At 69.3% G+C, this 18,966-nt stretch carries 12 protein-coding genes; 8 read left to right on the top strand and 4 right to left on the bottom strand.

What is annotated here, in order from left to right; genetic code table 11:
* Positions 1-2: 2 nt before the first annotated feature.
* Entirely contained in the window at positions 3-689 is a 687-nt protein-coding gene (locus WAE60_RS00635; RefSeq protein ID WP_337684370.1) for a 4-carboxy-4-hydroxy-2-oxoadipate aldolase/oxaloacetate decarboxylase, read from the bottom strand.
* Positions 690-982: 293 nt separating this feature from the next.
* On the opposite strand from WAE60_RS00635, the gene WAE60_RS00630 reads away from it, so the two are divergent.
* Entirely contained in the window at positions 983-3,253 is a 2,271-nt protein-coding gene (locus tag WAE60_RS00630; protein ID WP_337684369.1) for a TonB-dependent receptor, read from the top strand.
* Positions 3,254-3,341: 88 nt separating this feature from the next.
* Entirely contained in the window at positions 3,342-4,598 is a 1,257-nt protein-coding gene (locus WAE60_RS00625) for a gallate dioxygenase (protein ID WP_337684368.1), read from the top strand.
* 12 nt (positions 4,599-4,610) lie between these two features.
* On the opposite strand, the gene WAE60_RS00620 is transcribed toward WAE60_RS00625, so the two are convergent.
* Positions 4,611-6,299: a thiamine pyrophosphate-binding protein gene (locus WAE60_RS00620; protein WP_337684366.1), complete on the bottom strand. Its 1,689-nt coding sequence runs from the start codon at positions 6,297-6,299 to the stop codon at positions 4,611-4,613.
* A 148-nt stretch (positions 6,300-6,447) separates the two neighbouring features.
* On the opposite strand from WAE60_RS00620, the gene WAE60_RS00615 reads away from it, so the two are divergent.
* The 3 genes from WAE60_RS00615 (at position 6,448) to WAE60_RS00605 (ending at position 12,009) form a co-directional block, all read left to right on the top strand.
* The gene (locus WAE60_RS00615; RefSeq protein ID WP_029915041.1) at positions 6,448-7,695 is read left to right on the top strand and encodes an MFS transporter; all 1,248 of its coding nucleotides are present in this window, start codon (positions 6,448-6,450) and stop codon (positions 7,693-7,695) included.
* Positions 7,696-7,820: 125 nt separating this feature from the next.
* On the top strand, positions 7,821-9,677 hold the full coding sequence (locus WAE60_RS00610; protein WP_337684365.1) for a hypothetical protein: 1,857 nt from the start codon (positions 7,821-7,823) through the stop codon (positions 9,675-9,677).
* Between the two features lie 211 nt (positions 9,678-9,888).
* Positions 9,889-12,009, top strand: coding sequence for a TonB-dependent receptor (locus WAE60_RS00605; RefSeq protein ID WP_337684364.1), 2,121 nt, complete (start codon positions 9,889-9,891; stop codon positions 12,007-12,009).
* Positions 12,010-12,125: 116 nt separating this feature from the next.
* Here the strand turns inward: WAE60_RS00605 and WAE60_RS00600 are convergent, their stop codons facing one another.
* Both WAE60_RS00600 and WAE60_RS00595 read right to left on the bottom strand, forming a co-directional pair.
* A complete protein-coding gene (locus tag WAE60_RS00600) occupies positions 12,126-13,268 on the bottom strand; it encodes a lactonase family protein (RefSeq protein ID WP_337684363.1) in 1,143 nt (380 codons plus the stop codon).
* An 82-nt stretch (positions 13,269-13,350) separates the two neighbouring features.
* The gene (locus WAE60_RS00595; RefSeq protein ID WP_337684361.1) at positions 13,351-14,589 is read right to left on the bottom strand and encodes a LysR family transcriptional regulator; all 1,239 of its coding nucleotides are present in this window, start codon (positions 14,587-14,589) and stop codon (positions 13,351-13,353) included.
* 410 nt (positions 14,590-14,999) lie between these two features.
* Here WAE60_RS00595 and WAE60_RS00590 point away from each other — a divergent pair, with 410 nt between their 5' ends.
* The 3 genes from WAE60_RS00590 (at position 15,000) to WAE60_RS00580 (ending at position 18,724) form a co-directional block, all read left to right on the top strand.
* Positions 15,000-16,565 carry an aldehyde dehydrogenase (NADP(+)) gene (locus tag WAE60_RS00590; protein ID WP_337684360.1) on the top strand — a complete coding sequence of 522 codons (1,566 nt, stop codon included), beginning with the start codon at positions 15,000-15,002 and terminating at the stop codon, positions 16,563-16,565.
* 147 nt (positions 16,566-16,712) lie between these two features.
* A complete protein-coding gene (locus tag WAE60_RS00585) occupies positions 16,713-17,681 on the top strand; it encodes an ABC transporter substrate-binding protein (protein WP_337684358.1) in 969 nt (322 codons plus the stop codon).
* 17 nt (positions 17,682-17,698) lie between these two features.
* Complete coding sequence (locus WAE60_RS00580) at positions 17,699-18,724, top strand: amidohydrolase family protein (protein WP_029915033.1); 1,026 nt, start codon at positions 17,699-17,701, stop codon at positions 18,722-18,724.
* Positions 18,725-18,966 lie beyond the last annotated feature (242 nt).

Below are 18,966 nucleotides of genomic sequence, written 5' to 3'. Positions count from 1 at the left end.
CGTCAGGCGTCCCGGCTCTCGACATAGACCAGGCCGGCGACCTTCAGCGGCTCGCGCATCCGGTAGAGGTCCAGGCCCAGGACGCCGGCGGCCAGCTGGGCGCGTTTCTCGACCTCGGCGGCTTCGCGCTTGCGCGAGGCGGCGAGGGCGGTCTCGGCCATCAGCCGCTGGACCACAACCACGCCGTCGTCGTCGGCGACAATCACGTCGCCCGGGCGGACCAGGGCGCCGCCGCAGACGACCGGCACGTTGACGCTGCCCAGCGTGGCCTTGACCGTGCCCTGGGCGGAGACGGCGCTGGACCACACCGGAAAGCCCATCGCCTTCAATGCGGCCACGTCCCGCACCCCGGCGTCGATCACCAGGCCGCGCACGCCGCGCGCGATCAGGGAAGTGGCCAGCAGGTCGCCGAAATAGCCGGCGTCGCTGGCGGAGGTGGGAGCGACCACCAGGACGTCGCCGGGTTGGCACTGCTCGATGGCCACATGCAGCATCCAGTTGTCGCCCGGCGGGGCCGAGACGGTGACGGCGGTTCCGGCGACATGGGCGCCGGGCCAGATCGGGCGGAGCTTCGGCGACATCAGGCCGGTGCGGCCCTGGGCCTCGTGGACCGTGGCCACGCCGAAGGCCGAGAGACCCTCCACGGCTTCGCGCGGCGCGCGCGGGACGTTCGTGACCACCTGGTTCATGCGGCTCCTCCGGCCCGCCGATACGGTCGCGACGGGGCGAGGCCTTGGCTAGCACCCGGCGTCCGAGCGCGGCCTATGCATTTTGGGCGCGAGCTATAACCAAATCGGGCGCGACCGGAGAAACGCCCGGCGACCGCTCCGGCGATCCGGTTATAGGTCGGAGGGTTTTCCTATACCGAGCGCGATAACCCCTTCTGTTAGCTCAAGGATCACGGGTCGAAGAACCCGGAATCCTGGCCGCTTCGACGGCCTGGGCGGTGGTCGAAAGTCCGCCGCCGGTATGGGGGGAAGACATGGCGAAACGTTCGATCCTGTTGGCCGCGACGGCCTTGGCGACGAGCTTCTGGGGCGGAACGGCTTTCGCCCAGCAATCATCGACCCCTGGTCAGGCGCAGGGCGGCTTCCAGGTCGAGGAGGTCGTGGTCACGGCGCGGCGGGTGGCGGAGAACCTCCAGGACACGCCCGTCTCGGTCGCCGCCTTTACCGGCGAGTCGCTCGAACGGCGCCAGATCGACAGCACCGCCGATCTCGACGACGCCACGCCCAGCCTGCAGTTCGCGCCCGTCTCGCCGCTGACCGGCAATTCGGCGGCCGCCCAGATATTCATCCGCGGCGTCGGCCAGACCGACGCGACCGCCGGGGTCGATCCGGGCGTCGGTCTCTACATCGACGACGTCTACATGGGCTCGGCCGTCGGCGGGGTGATGGACTTCCGCGACATCGCCGGGGTCCAGGTCCTGCGCGGCCCGCAAGGGACGCTGTTCGGCCGCAACACCATCGGCGGGGCCATCCTGCTGACCACCGAGGCGCCGGGCTCCAGCTTCGGCGGCAACTTCAAGGCCGGCTTCGGGACCGACAACCTGCGCGAGGGGGTCCTGGCGGTCGACGTGCCGATCACCGACAAGCTGCTCACCCGCTGGACCTACGGGTCGCGCGTCCAGGACGGCTACGTCACCCGCCTCTACGACGGCGAGAAGCTGGGCGACGTGAACACCTTCACCCTGACCGGCAAGGTGAAGTGGCTGCCGACCGACAGCTTCACCGCCGAACTGCGCGCCGACTACACCAAGTCCGATGAGAACGGCGCGCCGCTGGTCTTCGCGGCGATCAACGAGACCTCGGCCTTCCCGCGCTCGGTCAGCTTCGCGGCGGGATGCCCCGGGATGACCTCGGTGGGCACGACCGTCCCGATGGTCAACGACAAGCGCTGCGCCAACGACTTCTACGGGGCCGGCAAGTACGCCAACAACGGCACCAATCCGGTCAACAGCGACCTGGAGAACATCGGCGGCTCGCTGCTGCTGGAATGGCGGCTGACCGAGGCCCTGACCCTGAAGTCGATCAGCGCCTATCGCCGCCTGGAATGGGCCGGCCGGCGCGACGCCGACAACACGCCGTTCCCGATCCTCCACACCGACTATGTCAGCAAGGGCTTCCAGGTCAGCCAGGAGTTCCAGGCGCTGTACGCCTCCAAGAAGCTGAGCGGCGTGGCGGGGCTGTTCTTCTTCCGGCAGTCGGTGGACGACGTCCTGACCGTCACCTTGTCGCCCCCGCCCAGCCCGCAGGGCACCAAGGACAGCAACAACAACGACATCCGCAACAGGAACTGGGCGGCCTTCACCCAGTGGACCTACAACTTCACCGACGCCTTCAGCGTGGCGGCCGGCGTGCGCCACACCGAGGAGACCAAGGGCTCGCGTCCGCTGCAGTTCAACTACTCGAACCCCAGCGTGCTCTACGTCCCCTACAAGCTCTACGAGCGGGAGTTCTCGGCGACGACGGGCTCGTTCCAGGCCCAGTACCGCTGGAGCCCGGCGCTGATGACCTATGCGAGTTGGTCGCAGGGCTTCAAGAGCGGCGGCTTCAACAGCCGTTTCAACGGTGTCGTCCCGGGCGGCCAGCCGCCGTCCTTCGATCCCGAGAAGGCCGAGACCCTCGAGCTGGGCGCCAAGTTCGACAAGGGCGGCAAGCTGCGGATCAACGGCGACATCTTCTCGACCGACTACGAGGACCTGCAGTTCACCTATCGCGTCGGCACCGCGCCGCTGCTGTTCAACGCCGGCAAGGCCTCGATCAAGGGGGCGGAGGTGGAGTTCACCTACATCCCGACCTCGGCGATCGCGATCGAGGGCGGCTTCAGCTATCTCGACGACAGCATCGACGAGGTGTCCTCGATCGTCGGCGCCACCACCTCGGTGACCACCGACAGCCAGCTGCCCTATACGCCCGAATGGCAGGGTAACGTCTCGATCGCCTACACCTATGACATCAACGGCGACCTGAGCCTGATCCCGCGCGCCGAGATCGTCTACACCGCCAGCCAGTTCTTCGACGCGGGCAACACGCCCGAGATCGCCCAGAACGACGCGGTGACCCGCCTGAACCTGGGGGCGGTGCTGCAGAGCGCTTCGGGGGACTGGAAGCTGCAGGCGGCGATCAACAACGTCACCGACGAGATCTATCCGCTGGCCGGCAACTCGTCCCTGGGCACCAGCTCGGGCTACGCCGAGATCGCCTACAACCGCGGGCGCGAGTTCGTCGTGACCTTCAACAAGCGGTTCTAGCGGCCGCCGACGTTATACCCGCCCGGCTTAAGTTATAGGCCGGGCGGATCGGGCTTATGCTAGAGCCACGGCGAGCGGAGGCGAACGCATGGCCAGATTGATCGGCGCGATCGGCGTCTCCCACACGCCGACCATCGGCTACGCGCGGGACCGAAACCTGTCGCAGGATCCCGTCTGGAAGCCGATCTTCGAGGCGTTCGAGCCGCTGAAGGCGTGGCTGGCCGAGCAGCGGCCGGACGCCCTGGTGGTGATCTACAACGACCACGTCACCTCGTTCTCCTTCGATCACTATTCGGCGTTCGCGCTGGGCGTCGGCGAAACCTACGACGTGGCCGACGAGGGCGGCGGTCCGCGCGACCTGCCGCCGGTTCCGGGGCACGCCGCCCTGGCGCGCTGGCTGGCCCGGGCGGTCATGGCCCAGGACTTCGACCTGTCGGTGTTCCAGCACAAGCCGCTGGACCACGGCTGCCTGTCGCCGCTGTCGCTGCTGACGCCGCCGGAACGCGACGCCTGGCCGATCCCGATCGTGCCGTTGCAATGCGGCGTGCTGCAGTTTCCGGCCCCCTCGGCGCGGCGCTGCCTGAACCTCGGCCGGGCGCTGCGCAAGGCGATCGACGCCTGGCCGGAAGAGGCGAGGGTGGTCGTGATCGCCACGGGCGGCCTCTCGCACCAGGTCCACGGCGAGCGCGCGGGGTTCAACAACACCGCCTGGGACGAGGAATTCCTGAATCTCCTCGAACGCGATCCCGAGCGCCTTGCCGAGATGACCCACGCCGACTATGCGCGGCTGGGCGGCTTCGAGAGCGCCGAGGTGATCATGTGGCTGATCATGCGCGGGGCGCTGTCGGGCCATGTCGTCTGCCGGCACCGGACCTACTACCTGCCGTCGATGACCGCGATCGCCACCACGCTGTACGAGGACGAGGGGGCGGCGGCGGACGAGGCCGAGGTCGCCCGGATCCGGGAAGAGGCCACCCGGCAACTGGCGGGCGTCGAGGCGCTGGAGGGCACCTATCCGTTCACCCTGGAGGTCAGCGGCAGGGCCTATCGCATCAACCGCTTCCTGCAGGGCCTGATCGAGCCGGCCGCCCGCGAGCGGTTCCTGGCCGATCCCGGGGCCGCCTTCGAAGCCGCCGGGCTGAGCGATGAGGAGCGCCGGCTGATCGAGACCCGGGACTGGCGCGGCCTGATCCGGTACGGCGCGATCTTCTTCGTGCTGGAGAAGCTGGGGGCGGTGGTGGGCGCGCCCAATCCGCAGATCTACGCGGCCATGAAGGGCATGTCGCTGGAGGCGTTCCAGGCGACGCGCAACGCCAACCTGACCTATTCGGTCGCGCGGAAATAGCCGGGGCGGGGCCTAGCCCATCCAGCGGCTGACCGGGACCGCCGACTCCTCGAGCGGCTGGGAGATCACGTCGATCAGGGTCGGACCGTCGTGGGCGACGGCCTGGCGCACGACGCCGTCCAGCTCGGCCGGATCGGCCACCGTCCAGGCCTTCAGGCCGAAGGCCTCGGCGATGCGCGCGTGGTCCGAGCGGTTGAAATCGACCGAGAAATAGCGCGCGCCGTAGCCGCTCTTCTGGCTGGCCTTGATCCAGCCGTACGAGGCGTTCGAGAACACCACCAGCGTGATCGGCAGCTGCTTGCGGACGATGGTCTCCAGCTCGCCAACCGCGAAGCCGAAGCTGCCGTCGCCCATCACCGCCACCACCTTGGCGTTCGGCGCGCCGTAGCAGGCGCCGACGGCGGCGGGCAGCGAGAAGCCCAGCGCGCCGTGCGCGCGGTTGGTGATGAAACGCCGGCCGGCGGTGTTGAAGTCGTAGTGACCGGAGAAATAGGGACAGGGCGTGCCGGGGTCGGCCACGATCACGGCGTCGCGGGGCAGGGCTGCCTGCAGGGCGGCCAGCACGCGCTCGGGACGGATCGGACGGTCGGTCGAGCCGGCATGGCGCTCGAACCGGGCGCGCTTGGCCTGGCGCATGGCGGCCAGGCGCTCGGCCGCGCCCGTCGCGCGCGGCGCGTCCGCCAGGCGGCGGGCGATCTCCGCGACCAGGGCCGAGAGACAGAGCTTGGCGTCGCCGACCAGGCCGGCCTCGACCCGGTAGTTGGCGCCGACGACCATGGGATCGACGTCGATGTGGACGATCGGGACGTCCCGGCCGGGGACCTCGCCGTGTTCGGTGGTGGTCGAGCCCGCGCGGCAGCCGACGAAGACCACGGTGTCGGCGCCGGCCACGACCTCGCGGGTCTCGTCCGTCCCGCCGTTGGCGCCGACCACGCCGACCGCCAGGGGATGGTCGTCGGGGATCGCGCCGTGGCCGCTGACGGTGGACGCGACCGGGGCGTCCAGGAGTTCGGCCAGGGTCGCGAGCTCGGCGGTGGCTCCCGAGATGATCGCCCCGCCGCCGCAGACGAAGACCGGCCGCCTAGCGGCCAGGATCGTCTCGGCCGCCGCGGCGACGAGGTCCGGCGACGGCCCCGTCCGGAACGCAGGGAAGACGCCGTGCTCGGCCTGGGCCCAGAGGTCGAAATCGAAGGTCTGCTTCTGGAGGTCGTAGGGCAGGCCGATGTGGGTCGCGCCGGGGCGGCCGGTGGTCGCGGCCCGGAACGCCGTCCTGAAGACGTGCGGCACCTGCGAGACGTGGTCGACGACCGTGTTCCACTTGGTCAGAGGGCGGAACAGGGCCTTCTGGTCGAGCTCGGTCAGCGGATAGCGGCCGCGCGCGGTGACGGGGATGTCGGAGGTGATCGAGACCAGGGCGATCGATGACTCGTTGGCCTCGATCACGCCGGGCAGGATGTAGGTGGCGCCGCCCCCGCTGGGGCCTTCGCAGACCCCGACCCGGCCCGACAGGCGCGCATAGGCGTCGGCCATGTAGGCGGCGCTGCGCTCGTCGCGGGTCAGGATGTGGTCGACGCCGTGATCCAGCCGATGCAGCGCGTCGTAGAACGGCAGGCTGGTGTCGCCGCACAGGCCGAAGACGTGCCGGACCCCGTGATGCTGCAGCATCCGCACGGCGGCTTCCGCGCCCGTCATCGTCGTCATCGGCGATCCTCCTGGGTCCGGTTGGTATCGGGCGGCGCGGGTCGGAGGTCATTCAAGACGGGGATCGAGCGATCGAATCCGCGATGCGGTCTCTACGCGCGCGGCCAACAGCGCTAAGGGTGCGCGCGTGTCGCGTCAGGAGCAGGCCATGGATCGGGGAAAGCAGCCGTTCGCGTTCCGGAACTTCCGCTATTTCTGGACCGCCCGGCTGGCCTCGACCCTGGCCCAGAACACCCTGGTCATCGTCGTCGGCTGGCAGGTCTACGACCTGGCCCGCGCCACCATGGACACCCGCGCGGCGGCCCTGCAACTGGGCCTGGTGGGGCTGGCCCAGTTCGCGCCGCTGTTCGCCCTTACCCTGGTGACCGGCTGGGCCGCCGATCGCTTCGACCGTCGCCTGATCATCTGCCTGACCACCGGCCTGCAACTGGCCTGCGCCGGGGTCCTGGGCGTGCTGACCTGGACCGGCGCGGCCTCGATCCCGGCCCTGCTGGCGGTGGCCGTGTTCCTGGGCGTGGCGCGGGCCTTCTCGATGCCCGCGCTCAGCGCCCTGGGGCCGAACATCGTGCCGCCCGAGGTGCTGCCCCACGCGATCGCCAACAACGCCATAGCCGGGCGGGTGGGCTCGATCGTGGGGCCGGCCATGGGCGGCTATCTCTACGCCTGGACGCCGTCCGCGCCCTACGCCGCCAGCGTCGGCCTCTTCGTCCTGTCGCTGGCCTGCATGCTGCTGGTGCGGCCCGACGCGCGGACTCCGATCGTCCCGCGCCATCCCTGGCGACTGATCGTCGAGGGGCTGCGCTACGTCGTGGCCAACAAGCTGGTGCTGGGCGCGATCTCGCTGGACCTGTTCGCCGTCCTGTTGGGCGGGGCGACGGCCATGCTGCCGATCTATGCGCGCGACATCCTGCATGTCGGACCCGCCGGCCTGGGCCACCTGCGCGCCGCCCCGGCCGTCGGGGCGATGGCCACAGCCGTGCTGTTCTCGTGGCGGCCGCTCAAGCACCACGTGGGCGTGAAGATGCTGCTGGCCGTGGCGGTGTTCGGCCTGGCCACCGTGGTCTTCGGCCTGTCGCGCTGGATGCCGCTGTCCCTGACCTGCCTGGCCGTACTGGGCGGAGCCGACATGCTGTCGGTCTATGTGCGCCAGTCGCTGATGCAGCTGTCGACCCCGGACGCCATGCGCGGACGCGTGGGGGCGGTCTCGTCCCTGTTCATCTCGGCCTCCAACGAGCTGGGCGAGGCGGAGTCGGGGTTCCTGGCCGCCGCGATCGGGCCCGTGTCGGCGGTGGTGCTGGGCGGGGTCGGGGCGGTCGTCGTCACTGGCGTCTGGGCCTGGCGGTTCCCGGCCCTGCGCCAGGCGCGGACCTTCGAATCCACCCGCGAAGTGGCCTGAGGCTGCGGCGAAATGGATCGGCCCGGACGCAGTTTTGATCGACGCTTCCCTGGGCCGGAAGGCTTAGCCTAGAGCCGACAGAAAGTCCGCCGGCGAAACGGCGGTGCGTACCCCCAGGAGGACCCATGGATCGTCGTCACTTCCTCGCCGCTCTGCCCGCCGCGTTCCTGGCCGGCCAGGCGGCCGCCGCGACGGCGACGGTCCAGAAGAAGGGCGTGATGCTGATGAACCGCATCGGCCCGTCCTCGTCCGAACTCTACATCGCCAACGCCGATGGCACGGGCGAGCGCAAGCTGCTGACCGGCTCGGTGTTCGACTACCACGCCAGCTTCAGCCCCGACGGCAAGTCGATCGTCTTCACCTCGGAACGCAACGGCGACGGCCAGTCCGACCTGTTCCGCGTCGGGGTCGACGGGACGGACATCCAGCCGCTGATCGTCGGCTCGGCGGTGGACGACACCGGCGAGCTGTCGCCGGACGGGACGCGCCTGGCCTTCGTCTCGACCCGCGAAGGCTATCGCACCAACATCTGGATCAAGGACCTGAAGTCCGGCCGCCTGACCAACCTGACCGGCGCCGCCGACGTCCAGGGCGATCCCAGCCTGCCCGACGGCTTCTTCCGCCCGGCCTGGTCTCCGGACGGCAAGCAGATCGCCTTCTCGTCGGACCGCAACACCGACTGGCGGGGCCACCACGACGGCAAGGGCTGGGAGCACACCCAGGAGCTGTCGATCTATGTGATCGGCGTCGACGGCAAGGGTTTCCGCCGCGTGGCGTCCAAGTCGGGCTTCTGCCTGGGCTCGCCCAAGTGGTCGCCGGACGGCAAGCGCCTAGCCTTCTACGAGATGACCACCGAGGACACCTGGGGCGCGCGCCGGCCCGAGCTGCTGGGCAAGATCGCCTCGCAGATCGTCACGGTCGACCTGGCCACCGGCGAGCGCGTCGAGCGCACCTCGGGCCCGGGCCTGAAGATCTTCCCGCAGTTCCTGAGCGATGAGGTCATCGCCTATCACCGCAAGGGCGGGGAGGGCGAGGGGCTCTACTACACCTCGGGCCAGGCGCCCGTGGTCCGGGTGCTGCGCTCGCCGGTCTGGTCTCCGGACGGCAAGACCGTGATCTACGAGAAGGTCGGCTTCAAGGCCCGGCCGCAGGAGAAGCGGCTCTACAGCTGGGACCCGGCCTGGGAGTACCGTCACACCGACGTCTTCCCCGTGGCGGCCAAGGACGGGACCCTGGCGATCACCGAGAAGCAGCAGGGCAATTCGTCGATCGTGCTGATGGACCGCGACGGCTCGAACCGCCGGGTGGCCTACGAGGTCGACGGCAAGGGGCTGGATCCGGAGCTGGTCAAGAAGGGCCTGGCCGGGGCCTTCCAGCCGACCTGGTCGCCCGACAGCCAGTGGCTGGCCTTCGGCGTGGGCGTCTGGTTCCAGGAGCGGGCGCACGGCAAGGCGACCCTGATGCGGTCGCGCCGCGACGGCACGGGCCTGGAGGCCCTGACCGACGGCTCGGTGCATTCGGGCTTCCCCAGCTATTCGGCAGACGGCAAGGAGATCGTGTTCCGCGTCTGGGGCGAGAGCAACATGGGCCTGCGGGTCATCAATCTCGACACCCGCGAGGTGCGGACCCTGACCACGGGCCTGGACAACCTGCCGTTCTGGTCGCCGGACGGAAAACGGATCGTCTTCACGCGCAAGGTCGACGCGGTGAACTTCGACGTCTTCACGATCCGGCCCGACGGCTCGGACCTGCAGCGCCTGACGACGAACCGCGGCAACGACGGACACGCCGTCTGGACCGCCGACGGGCGCATCCTGTGGAGCACGGGCATGTACGGTTTCCGCGAGGAGGCGGCGCTCTACGACAACACCTTCCAGCCCTATGGCCAGATCATGGTCATGAACGCCGACGGCACGGGCAAGCGCCTGCTGACCGACAGCCTCTGGGAGGACTCCATGCCGCTCTACCTGCCGGCCAAATAGGCGGCCGCGGGGACGGCCGTTCGATAAAGCTATCGGCTGCTGCGGGGTTTGGATCGCGCCCCGGCGGTCATCCGCTGCTCTACTTCACTTCGGAATTCAAAGGTCGGCGCCCGGGCGGCTCGGCGACGGAAACGCGCTGTCCGCCCCGGTGAAAACAACAACGGCGACCGCCCGGCATGGATCGGACGGCGACCGATAAAGGGAGAAACGAATGAAGGGACATCTTCGTCCTGGGCGCGCCGCGCTGCTGCTGGCGACCACGGCCCTGGGACTGGTCGGCGCCGCGGGGGCGGCCCTGGCCCAGGAGACGCCGAAGGACGCCGTGGCGCTGGAGGAGGTGGTCGTCACCGCCCAGAAGCGCAGCGAAAACGTCCAGGGCATTCCGGTGGCGGTGACCGCGGTCAGCGCCGAGAGCCTGGAAAAGCAGGGCGCGCCGAACCTGCAGGCGCTGCAGGGCTCGGCCCCGAACGTCGAGATCAATTCCAGCAACGCCGCCACGGGCGTGGCCATCCGGGGCATCTTCAGCACCAATGACGGGCCGCAGGGCGACCCGGCCGTGGCCTTCCATATCGACGGCGTCTACATCGGGCGCCCGCAGTCGACCGGCGGCCTGATCTACGACATCCAGCAGGTCGAGGTGCTGCGCGGTCCGCAGGGCACGCTCTACGGCCGCAACGCCACGGCGGGCGCGGTCAATGTGATCTCCAACAAGCCGACCTTCGATTTCGACGGCGCGGTGGGGGCGGAATACGGCTCCTACAACCAGCGCGGCGTCTCGGGCATGGTCAACCTGCCGCTGGGCGACAAGCTGGCCGCGCGCCTGGCGATGCGGACGCTCAAGCGCGACGGCTACGCCACCGACGGCAAGACCGACGACCAGAACTCGCGGGCCTTCCGCGGTCAGCTGCTGGCCAAGCCGACCGACGACCTGTCGATCCTGCTGGGCGCCGACTACGACCTGCGCAAGGGCGTCGGCCCGGCGGCCTACAAGCTGGCGGTGGCGGGCGTCGATCCGCGCTCGACCAACCTGGCCAACCCGGGCGCGCACATCGACAACAAGAACGTCGGCGTCCACGCCGAGGTCACCTGGAACATCGGCGACATCACCCTGACGGTGCTGCCCGCCTATCACGAGCTGACGCTGGACAACCTCTACGCCAGCGACCGTCGCATCCAGCTGAACCAGGAAGCCAAGCAGCATTCGCTGGAAGTTCGCCTGGCGTCCAATCCAGACCAGACCGTCACCTGGATCGTGGGCGCCTACTACTGGGACGAGCTGCAGAGCTCCTACCAGACCCTGCTGGCCCCGCCGACCTCGGTGCGGTTCGGCTATCCCGACATCGACGCCTATTCGCGCGCCCTGTTCGGCCAAGCCACCTGGCACGTCACCGACAAGCTGCGGCTGACCGGCGGCCTGCGCTACACGGCCGACCAGAAGAAGCAGAGCGGCACGACCGAGGTGCGCAATCCGGCCGGCGCCCTGCTGTCGCGGATCACCAACTTCGCCAACAGCGAATGGGAAGCCACCAACTGGAAGGCCTCGATCGAGTACCAGCTGGCCGAGCGGTCGCTGATCTATTTCACGGCGGCGACGGGTTACAAGGCCGGCGGCAACTACGACGGCCTGCCGCCCAACGCCTATGATCCGGAGAAGGTGTTCTCGCTTGAGGCTGGATCGAAGAACCGCTTGTTCGACAACGCCTTGCAGCTGAATCTGACGGGCTTCCACTATAAGTACGACGACTACCAGGCCAGCCAGCTGGGCTGCCTGAACCTGCCCGCCAACCTGCCGCCGTGCACCGCCTCGGGCCGGATCACCTACAACGCCGACAAGGCCACGGTGTACGGACTGGAGCTGGAGTCGGTGTGGGCGATCACCTCGGCCGACCGGCTGGGCGTGGTCGGGGCCCTGACCCATTCGGAGTTCAACGACTTCGTCCTGCCGGTCACGCCCTATTCCTCGGGCGGCGACTTCTCGGGCAATCCGCTGCCCAAGTCTCCGAGGCGGACCCTGACGGTCGACTATTCGCACCGCTTCGACCTGTCGAACGGCGCGACGATCACCGCCGCGGCCCGGGCCCGGTTCGTCAGCAAGCAGTACCTGCTGTTCGACATCCGCAGCCCCGTCATCCGTCAGGACGGCTACACCACCGAGGACGTCAACCTCACCTACGACAGTCCCAATGGCATGTGGTCGGTCACGGCCTACGGCAACAATCTGAGCGACGAGCTGGTCAAGGCCTACGCCTTCGCCACCTCCACGCCCAACACCTACTACGGCACCTATCTGCCGCCGCGCACCTTCGGGGTGCGGGTCGGCGTGAACTTCTAGGCCTCCCGCCTGGATCTCTGGGCCGGAAGCGTGTCCCCGCGCTTCCGGCCGCTCTTCCGAGACTCCTCGACTCTCAGGGCGAAGCCGGGCGGGCTTCGCCCTTTCTTTTTTCGCCCTCAGTGTTGGGCCGCCAGGTAGGCGATGCTGGTCGCCTTGGCGACCGCCAGCGACTGGTCGGTGAGCGCCAGCTTGCCGGTCCTGGGGTCGCGCTTCAGCACGGTCACGGTCCCCGAGACCTGGTGAGCGACCAGCAGCCAGCGGCCGCTGGGGTCGATGGCGAAGCTCCAGGGGGACTGGCCGCCGCTGGCCAGGCGCTGGATCTCCGTCAGCCGGCCCGAGCGCCCGTCGACCGCATAGGTCACGATCACGTCCTCGCCGCGCGCCGAGGCGTAGACGAAGCGGCCGTCCGCACTGACGACGATCTCGCCGCCTCTGGCCACGGCGGCCTTGCCGGCGCCGGCGACGGACAGGGTCTGGACCAGGGCCAGCCGCCCGGCGTTCCAGCCGTAGACGCGGATTTCGGGGATCAGCTCGCTCAGCACGAAGACGAAGCGGCCGTCGGGATGGAAGACCAGGTGGCGCGGGCCGCTGCCTGGGGGCAGGGCCTCGGTCGCCGGCTCGGCGGGCGTCAGGGCGCGGGTCGTCTTGTCGAAACGGTAGACGAACACCTTGTCGGCCCCGAGATCGGCGACCAGGACGAAGCGTCGGGTCGGGTCCAGGACCACGCCGTGGGCGTGCGGACCCTTCTGGCGCGGATTGGGCCCCGAGCCTTGGTCCGCGACGACCGAGGCGACCGGCGCCAGGGTGTCGTCGCTCAGGATCGGCAAGGCCGCCACCTGGCCGGTGCCGAAGTTGGCGGCCAGGACGGTCGCCGTCGGCAGGTCCAGCGCCAGGTGGGTGGGGCCTCCGCCGCCCGAGGCCGCGATCCCGGCCAGGATCAGCTTTCCCGTGGCCCGATCGGCGCGGAAGGTCCGCACCTCGCCCTGGCTCTTGCCGTCGTTGCCGATCTCGCTGACGGCGTAGAGAAGCGGCTTGACCGGATGGGCCGCCAGCCAGGTGGGGCGCACGGTCTCGGCCGCGAGGCCCAGGGGCGTCAGCCGTCCGGTGCGCGGGTCCAGCCGTGCGGCGACGACGCCCTGGCCGGCCTCGGCGCCCTGGGTTCCGACATAGACCAACGTTCCCCTCGGCGACTTGGCCAGGGCGGGGGCGGCGAGCATCGACAGGGCGGCGGCGGTGACCGCGCGGCGGGTGATGGGCATGGGCGTATCCTCCGCCTCGGTGCTTAGGCCGCGCGCGTCCCGACGGGCGCCAGGAAGCGCGGGCGGAGCGATAGGAACCGCGTCAGCCGGCCTTGCGCAGCGGGGCCGGGGCGGTGGCGTCGGCGGTATGGCGGCGCAGGAGATCGATGAAGCCCTGGTGCAGCCGGGTCGGCAGCCAGCCCGCGCGTTGGGTCAGGCCGATGGCGGGGGCCGGTTCGATCGACGCGAACCGAAGCGGCGCCAGTTCGCTTTCCTGCATCAGCTCGTACGAGGTCATCAGCGTCAGGCGATCGCTGCGCAACAGCAGGTGGCGGATCACCGGCACGGCGCAGGTGGCGATCGAGGCGTGGGGACCCGGACCGCCCTCGAACAGGCGCTCGAAGCAGGCGCGGCGATGAGCGCCGGGGGTGCCGACCACCCAGTCGTAGTCCAGCAGGTCGGCGAGGGTGACCTCGTTCCTGCGGGCCAGTTTGTGGCCCCGGCGGGCGACGACGGCGTAGGGCGTGCGGGCCAGGGCCTCGCTGACCAGGTCCTGGTCGCCGGTCTCCTGGACCAGGCCGATCACGAAATCGACCTCGCCGTCGCGCAGGCGCTTGTGCATCTCCGAGGCGCTGCCGTTGACGATTCGCACGTCGACCTTGGGATGGGTCTGGACATATTCGTCCAGCACCGAGGCCAGCAGGACGCTGCCGCCGAACGGCATGGCGCCGATCGAGATCTGGCTGGCGACCGAGCCGCGGGCGGCCTCGATCTCCTGGACGCCCCACTCGATCTCCTGGGTGGCCAGCTTGATCCGGCGGCCGAACTCGACGCCGGCGGGGGTGACCATCACGCCGTTGGCGGTGCGGTAGTAGATCGATTTCTTGAGGTTGCCCTCCAGGTCGCGGGCGGCGCGCTGCAGCGAGGCCTGCGACAGCTCCAGGGCCTGGGCGGCCTGGGCGAACGAGCCGCTGTCGACGATGGCGATCAGGCTGCGGGCCTGCGAACGGGAGATGCGCTTGGCGATCACCGGCGCGGTCTCGGCGCCGCCGGGCACGCCCAGCACGATCAGGGCCTGCTCGAACTGCTGGAACAGGCGCGTCACCCGGCGATGGAAGATCTCGCCCAGCTCGTTGAGATAGCTGCCGCTGGCCCGCCGCTCCAACAGGACGGCGCCGATCTGCAGCTCCAGCTTGGCCAGGGCCTGGGTCACCGCCGGCTGGGAGAGGTTGCACTCCTCCGACGCCCTGCGGACGCTGTTGAGACGGCCCACGCTCTCGAACAGCTTCAGTTGCCGAAAGCTCAGCGACGCGGCCCTGTGTTCAGGATCCTGTTCGATCATTTTTAGTCCTCCCGATAGCCCATCGGTAACAGGAATTTATCGCTCTGGGAATTGGCGATTTTAGACGTTCCAATCGTCATTCGTGGTCGGAGGCTTCGGCCGGCGCGCACGGCTGAGATGGCTATGGGGTTGCAGAACTCCGGGATATTGCGCTGAAATAGATCGATAAAATGACCATTCATTCGTGCGTGCCGATACTTGTGGCGGCTGGGCGGCGAAGGCGGGAAGGCAGTGCGAACGGCGTGGATGGGTGATGAGGATTGGGCTTATATGGTCATAAGAAATCCGCCGCGAGACGGTGGTTGAATTATATCGCACGACGAAAAACTTATAACGCGCCGCCGCAAATCTATCGCCTCGTTTCCCGGTTCCGGCCCCATCCCGGCCGAACGGATGACAGGGAGGCGCGCATGGACCTGCGAGGCATGATGCTGATCGGCGGCGAGGCCGTGGCGGGTGGCGGCGAGACGTTCCGGGCGTTCGACCCCGGCCGCGGCGAGAGGTTGGAGCCGGCCTTCGCCAGCGCCGGTCGCGACGATGTCGAGCGAGCCTGCGCCCTGGCCGAGGCGGCCTTCGACGCCTACCGCGCCACGCCGCACGCGCAGCGCGCGGCGTTCCTGGAGGGCGTCGCGGTCAATCTGGCGGAGCAGGGGAGCGCGATCGTCGAACGGGCGATGGCCGAGACCGGTCTGCCGCGTCCGCGCCTGGAGGGCGAACTCGGCCGCGCCACCGGGCAACTGCGGCTGTTCGCGGCCGTCCTGCGCGACGGCGGCTTCCTCGACGTCCGGATCGATCACGCCCTGCCCGGGCGAGCCCCGCCGCGGGCGGACCTGCGCCTGACGCACTTGCCGCTGGGGCCCGTGGCGGTGTTCGGGGCCAGCAACTTCCCGCTCGCCTTTTCCGTCGCCGGCGGCGACACGGCGTCGGCGCTGGCGGCGGGTTGTCCGGTGGTCGTCAAGGCGCACCCCGCCCATCCTGGAACGTCGGAACTGGCCGGACGGGCGGTGGCTAAGGCCGTGGCCGAGGCGAGCCTGCCGCCGGGCGTGTTTTCGCTGCTGTTCGACAGCGGCCATGCGGTGGGCTCGGCGCTGGTTTCGGACCCTCGAATCCAGGCGGTGGGGTTCACCGGTTCGCGCGCCGGAGGCCTGGCCCTGATGGCCCTAGCCCAGGCCCGGCCGCGACCGATCCCGGTCTATGCCGAGATGAGCAGCATCAATCCGGTGATCCTGCTGCCGGGCGCCCTGGCCGCGCGCGGCGAGGCGATCGCCCGGAGCTTCGTCACGGCGCTGACCTTGGGCGCGGGCCAGTTCTGCACCAATCCGGGGCTGCTGCTGGCGATCGAAGGTCCGGCGCTGGACGCCTTCGTCGCCGAAGCGGCCCGGTGCGTCGCCCAGGCCGATCCGGCGACCATGCTGACGCCGGGCATCCGACAGGCCTTCGAGCGCGGGGTCGCGGCGCTGGAGCGTCACCCCCGCGTCGAGGTGGTGGCGCGCGGCCGGCCGGGCGGCGAAGGCACCGGCGGGGCCGTTCTGCTGGCCACGACGGCCGAGGCGCTCCTCGCCGACTCGTCCCTGTCGCACGAGGTGTTCGGGGCGTCGTCCCTGCTGGTGCGCTGTCCCGATATCGCGGCGCTGGAGCGCGTGCTGGAGGCGCTGGAGGGGCAGTTGGCCGTCGCCGTCCATGCCGCCGAGGCCGACCTCGCCGAGGCCGCGCGGCTGATGCCGCGGCTGGAGCGGCTGGCCGGACGAATTCTGTTCGACGGTTTCGGCACGGGCGTCGAGGTCTGCGACGCGATGGTGCACGGCGGACCCTTTCCGGCCACCTCGGACGGGCGCTCGACCTCGGTCGGGTCGCTGGCGATCGCCCGCTTCCTGCGGCCGGTCTGCTACCAGGACGTTCCCGCCGCGCTGCTGCCGCCCGCCTTGCGCGACTACAACCCGGTGGACGTCCCCCGCCGGCTCGACGGCCGCCGATAGGAAATGGCGCGCGCCCGGAAGGTTTCGCGGCGAGGCGGTTGCGGCGGGCCCCTTGTCCGAGCCTTTTCAAGCCGAACGGGGCTTTCGAGACTGATGCGATGACCGCCAGCCATTCCCCCGCTATCTGACTGTACCAAGGAGAGGAAATTGGCCGGAAAAGTCCCCCTCAAGATCGCGGTGGCCGAACATCCGCATACGTCGGCCATCCGCAGCGGCGCGATCCCGATCGAGGGCGTCGATGCGGAGATCATCACGGTCAAGCCGCAGATCGGCGCCTTCCGGCGCATGGTCCGCGACGTGGAGTTCGACGTCTGCGAGATCGCGCCCACGACCTACATCATCGCCCGGGCCTATGGCGCGCCCTTCGTGGCCTTGCCGATCTTCGTGGTCCGCCGCTTCCACCACTCGGGCATGCTGATCCGCCCCGACGCCGGCATCGTCACGGCCAAGGACCTGGAAGGCAAGAAGGTGGGCGTGCGCGCCTATTCGGTGACGACGGGCGTCTGGCTGCGCCAGGCCCTGATGGACGACTGCGGCCTGGACCCCTCGAAGGTGACCTGGGTGGTCGACGACGAGGAGCACGTCCAGCAGCTGAAGCTGCCCGGCAACGTGATCCACGCCACGCGGCCGCTGGCCGACATGATGGCCGACGGCGAGCTGGCCGCCGGCGTCGAGGGCGCGGCGGGCATCGGTCGCACGGGCGCCCCGACGGGCGGCTGGCAGGAGGTCGAGGCCAACTATCCGGACCTGCTGCCCAACGCCGCCGAGCTGGAAGCCGACTATTTCCGCCGCACCGGCGTCTATCCGATGCACGGCACGATCGTCGTGAAGGATTCGGTGCTGGCCGAGCACCCCTGGGTGGCCAAGTCGCTCTATGACGCCTTCAAGCGCGCCAAGGACGAATGGCTGGAGCGCGTGCGCGCTAACGGCCCACAGGACGCCACCGAGAAGAAGTACGTCAAGCTGATGGACATCGTCGGTCCCGACCCGCTGCCCTACGGCGTCGAGGCCAACCGCCCGACCATCGAGGCGCTGGAACGGACCGCCTTCGCCCAGGGGCTGACCCCAAAACGAATGAGCATCGGCGAGCTGTTCGTCGATCCGGACAAACAGTGAGCGGGGAGCGTAGAGCCATGATCATCGATTGCCACGGCCACTTCACCACCGTTCCCAAGTCGTTCCGCGACTGGCGCCAGCGCCAGGTGGACGCCGCCAACGACCCGGCCAACGCGCCGCCGGTCTCGGAAGCCCATGTCAGCGACGACGAGATCCGCGAGGGCGTCGGCAACGGCCAGCTGAAGCTGCAACAGGAGCGGGGCAGCGACTTGACCCTGTTCTCGCCGATCGCCGGCCTGATGAGCCACCACCTGGGCAACGAGCGCACCAGCCTGCAGTGGGCCGAGGTCTCCAACAACCTGGTCAAGCGGGTGACCGAGCTCTATCCGGACAACTTCGTCCCGGTCTGCCAGCTGCCGCAGTCGCCCGGCGCGCCGCCGGCCAACTCGATCCCCGAACTGCGCCGCTGCGTCGAGGAGCTGGGCTTCGTCGGCTGCAATCTGAACCCGGACCCGACCGGCGGCTACTGGACCGGCAAGCCCCTGACCGACCGCGAGTGGTATCCGCTGTTCGAGGCGCTGTGCGACCTGGACGTTCCGGCCATGGTCCATGTGGCGGCCTCGTGCAATCCGAACTTCCACGGCACCGGCGCGCACTATCTGAACGCCGACACCTCGGTGTTCATGCAGATCTTGCAGAGCGACCTGTTCAAGGACTTCCCGACCCTGCGCCTGGTCATCCCGCACGGCGGCGGGGCGGTGCCCTATCACTGGGGACGCTATCGCGGCATGTCGCTGGAGATGGCCAACCGACCGCTGGAAGGGCTGCTGGACAACATTTTCTTCGACAGTTGCGTCTACCACCATCCGGGCGTGGACCTGCTGACCAAGGTGATCCCGTCCAAGAACGTGCTGTTCGGGTCGGAGATGATCGGCGCCGTGCGGGGCAAGGACCCCGACACCGGGCACTATTTCGACGACACCAAGCGCTATGTGGACGCCTGCGTCAGCCTGACCGACCAGGATCGCTTCAACATCTACGAGGGCAACGCCCGGCGGGTCTATCCGCGCCTGGACGCCCAGCTGAAGGCCAAGGGCCTGTAAGCACTTTCGAGCGAAGTGGACACCGGTTCGCGTGAAGAAAGCGCGTCAAAACAAGGAGATCTAGAGCGGACTTGGGTCCATCGGACACAAGTCCGCTCTAGCGATCGGCATCCGCCGCGAGCCTGAACTTATGGCTCGCGGCGGAACTTCGAATTCCAAAAGGGGCGGGCTCCGACGAGGTTCGGAGCAACGAGGCGGCGGCCAGCAAGGCCCGAGCCCAAGGCCCAGGAAAGAACAGTACA

Origin of the sequence: Caulobacter sp. CCG-8, assembly GCF_037402475.1 — a bacterium.
Classification (GTDB): domain Bacteria; phylum Pseudomonadota; class Alphaproteobacteria; order Caulobacterales; family Caulobacteraceae; genus Caulobacter.
The sequence above is the reverse complement of the archived record's forward strand: the minus strand, read 5'-3'. Positions and strand labels throughout refer to the sequence as shown.

Bases quoted from the DNA above. Each gene is read 5' to 3' on its own strand.
- WAE60_RS00635 (WP_337684370.1), bottom strand. From the start codon at position 689: ATGAACCAGGTGGTCACGAACGTCCCGCGCGCGCCGCGCGAAGCCGTG.
- WAE60_RS00630 (WP_337684369.1), top strand. From the start codon at position 983: ATGGCGAAACGTTCGATCCTGTTGGCCGCGACGGCCTTGGCGACGAGC.
- WAE60_RS00625 (WP_337684368.1), top strand. From the start codon at position 3,342: ATGGCCAGATTGATCGGCGCGATCGGCGTCTCCCACACGCCGACCATC.
- WAE60_RS00620 (WP_337684366.1), bottom strand. From the start codon at position 6,299: ATGACGACGATGACGGGCGCGGAAGCCGCCGTGCGGATGCTGCAGCAT.
- WAE60_RS00615 (WP_029915041.1), top strand. From the start codon at position 6,448: ATGGATCGGGGAAAGCAGCCGTTCGCGTTCCGGAACTTCCGCTATTTC.
- WAE60_RS00610 (WP_337684365.1), top strand. From the start codon at position 7,821: ATGGATCGTCGTCACTTCCTCGCCGCTCTGCCCGCCGCGTTCCTGGCC.
- WAE60_RS00605 (WP_337684364.1), top strand. From the start codon at position 9,889: ATGAAGGGACATCTTCGTCCTGGGCGCGCCGCGCTGCTGCTGGCGACC.
- WAE60_RS00600 (WP_337684363.1), bottom strand. From the start codon at position 13,268: ATGCCCATCACCCGCCGCGCGGTCACCGCCGCCGCCCTGTCGATGCTC.
- WAE60_RS00595 (WP_337684361.1), bottom strand. From the start codon at position 14,589: ATGATCGAACAGGATCCTGAACACAGGGCCGCGTCGCTGAGCTTTCGG.
- WAE60_RS00590 (WP_337684360.1), top strand. From the start codon at position 15,000: ATGGACCTGCGAGGCATGATGCTGATCGGCGGCGAGGCCGTGGCGGGT.
- WAE60_RS00580 (WP_029915033.1), top strand. From the start codon at position 17,699: ATGATCATCGATTGCCACGGCCACTTCACCACCGTTCCCAAGTCGTTC.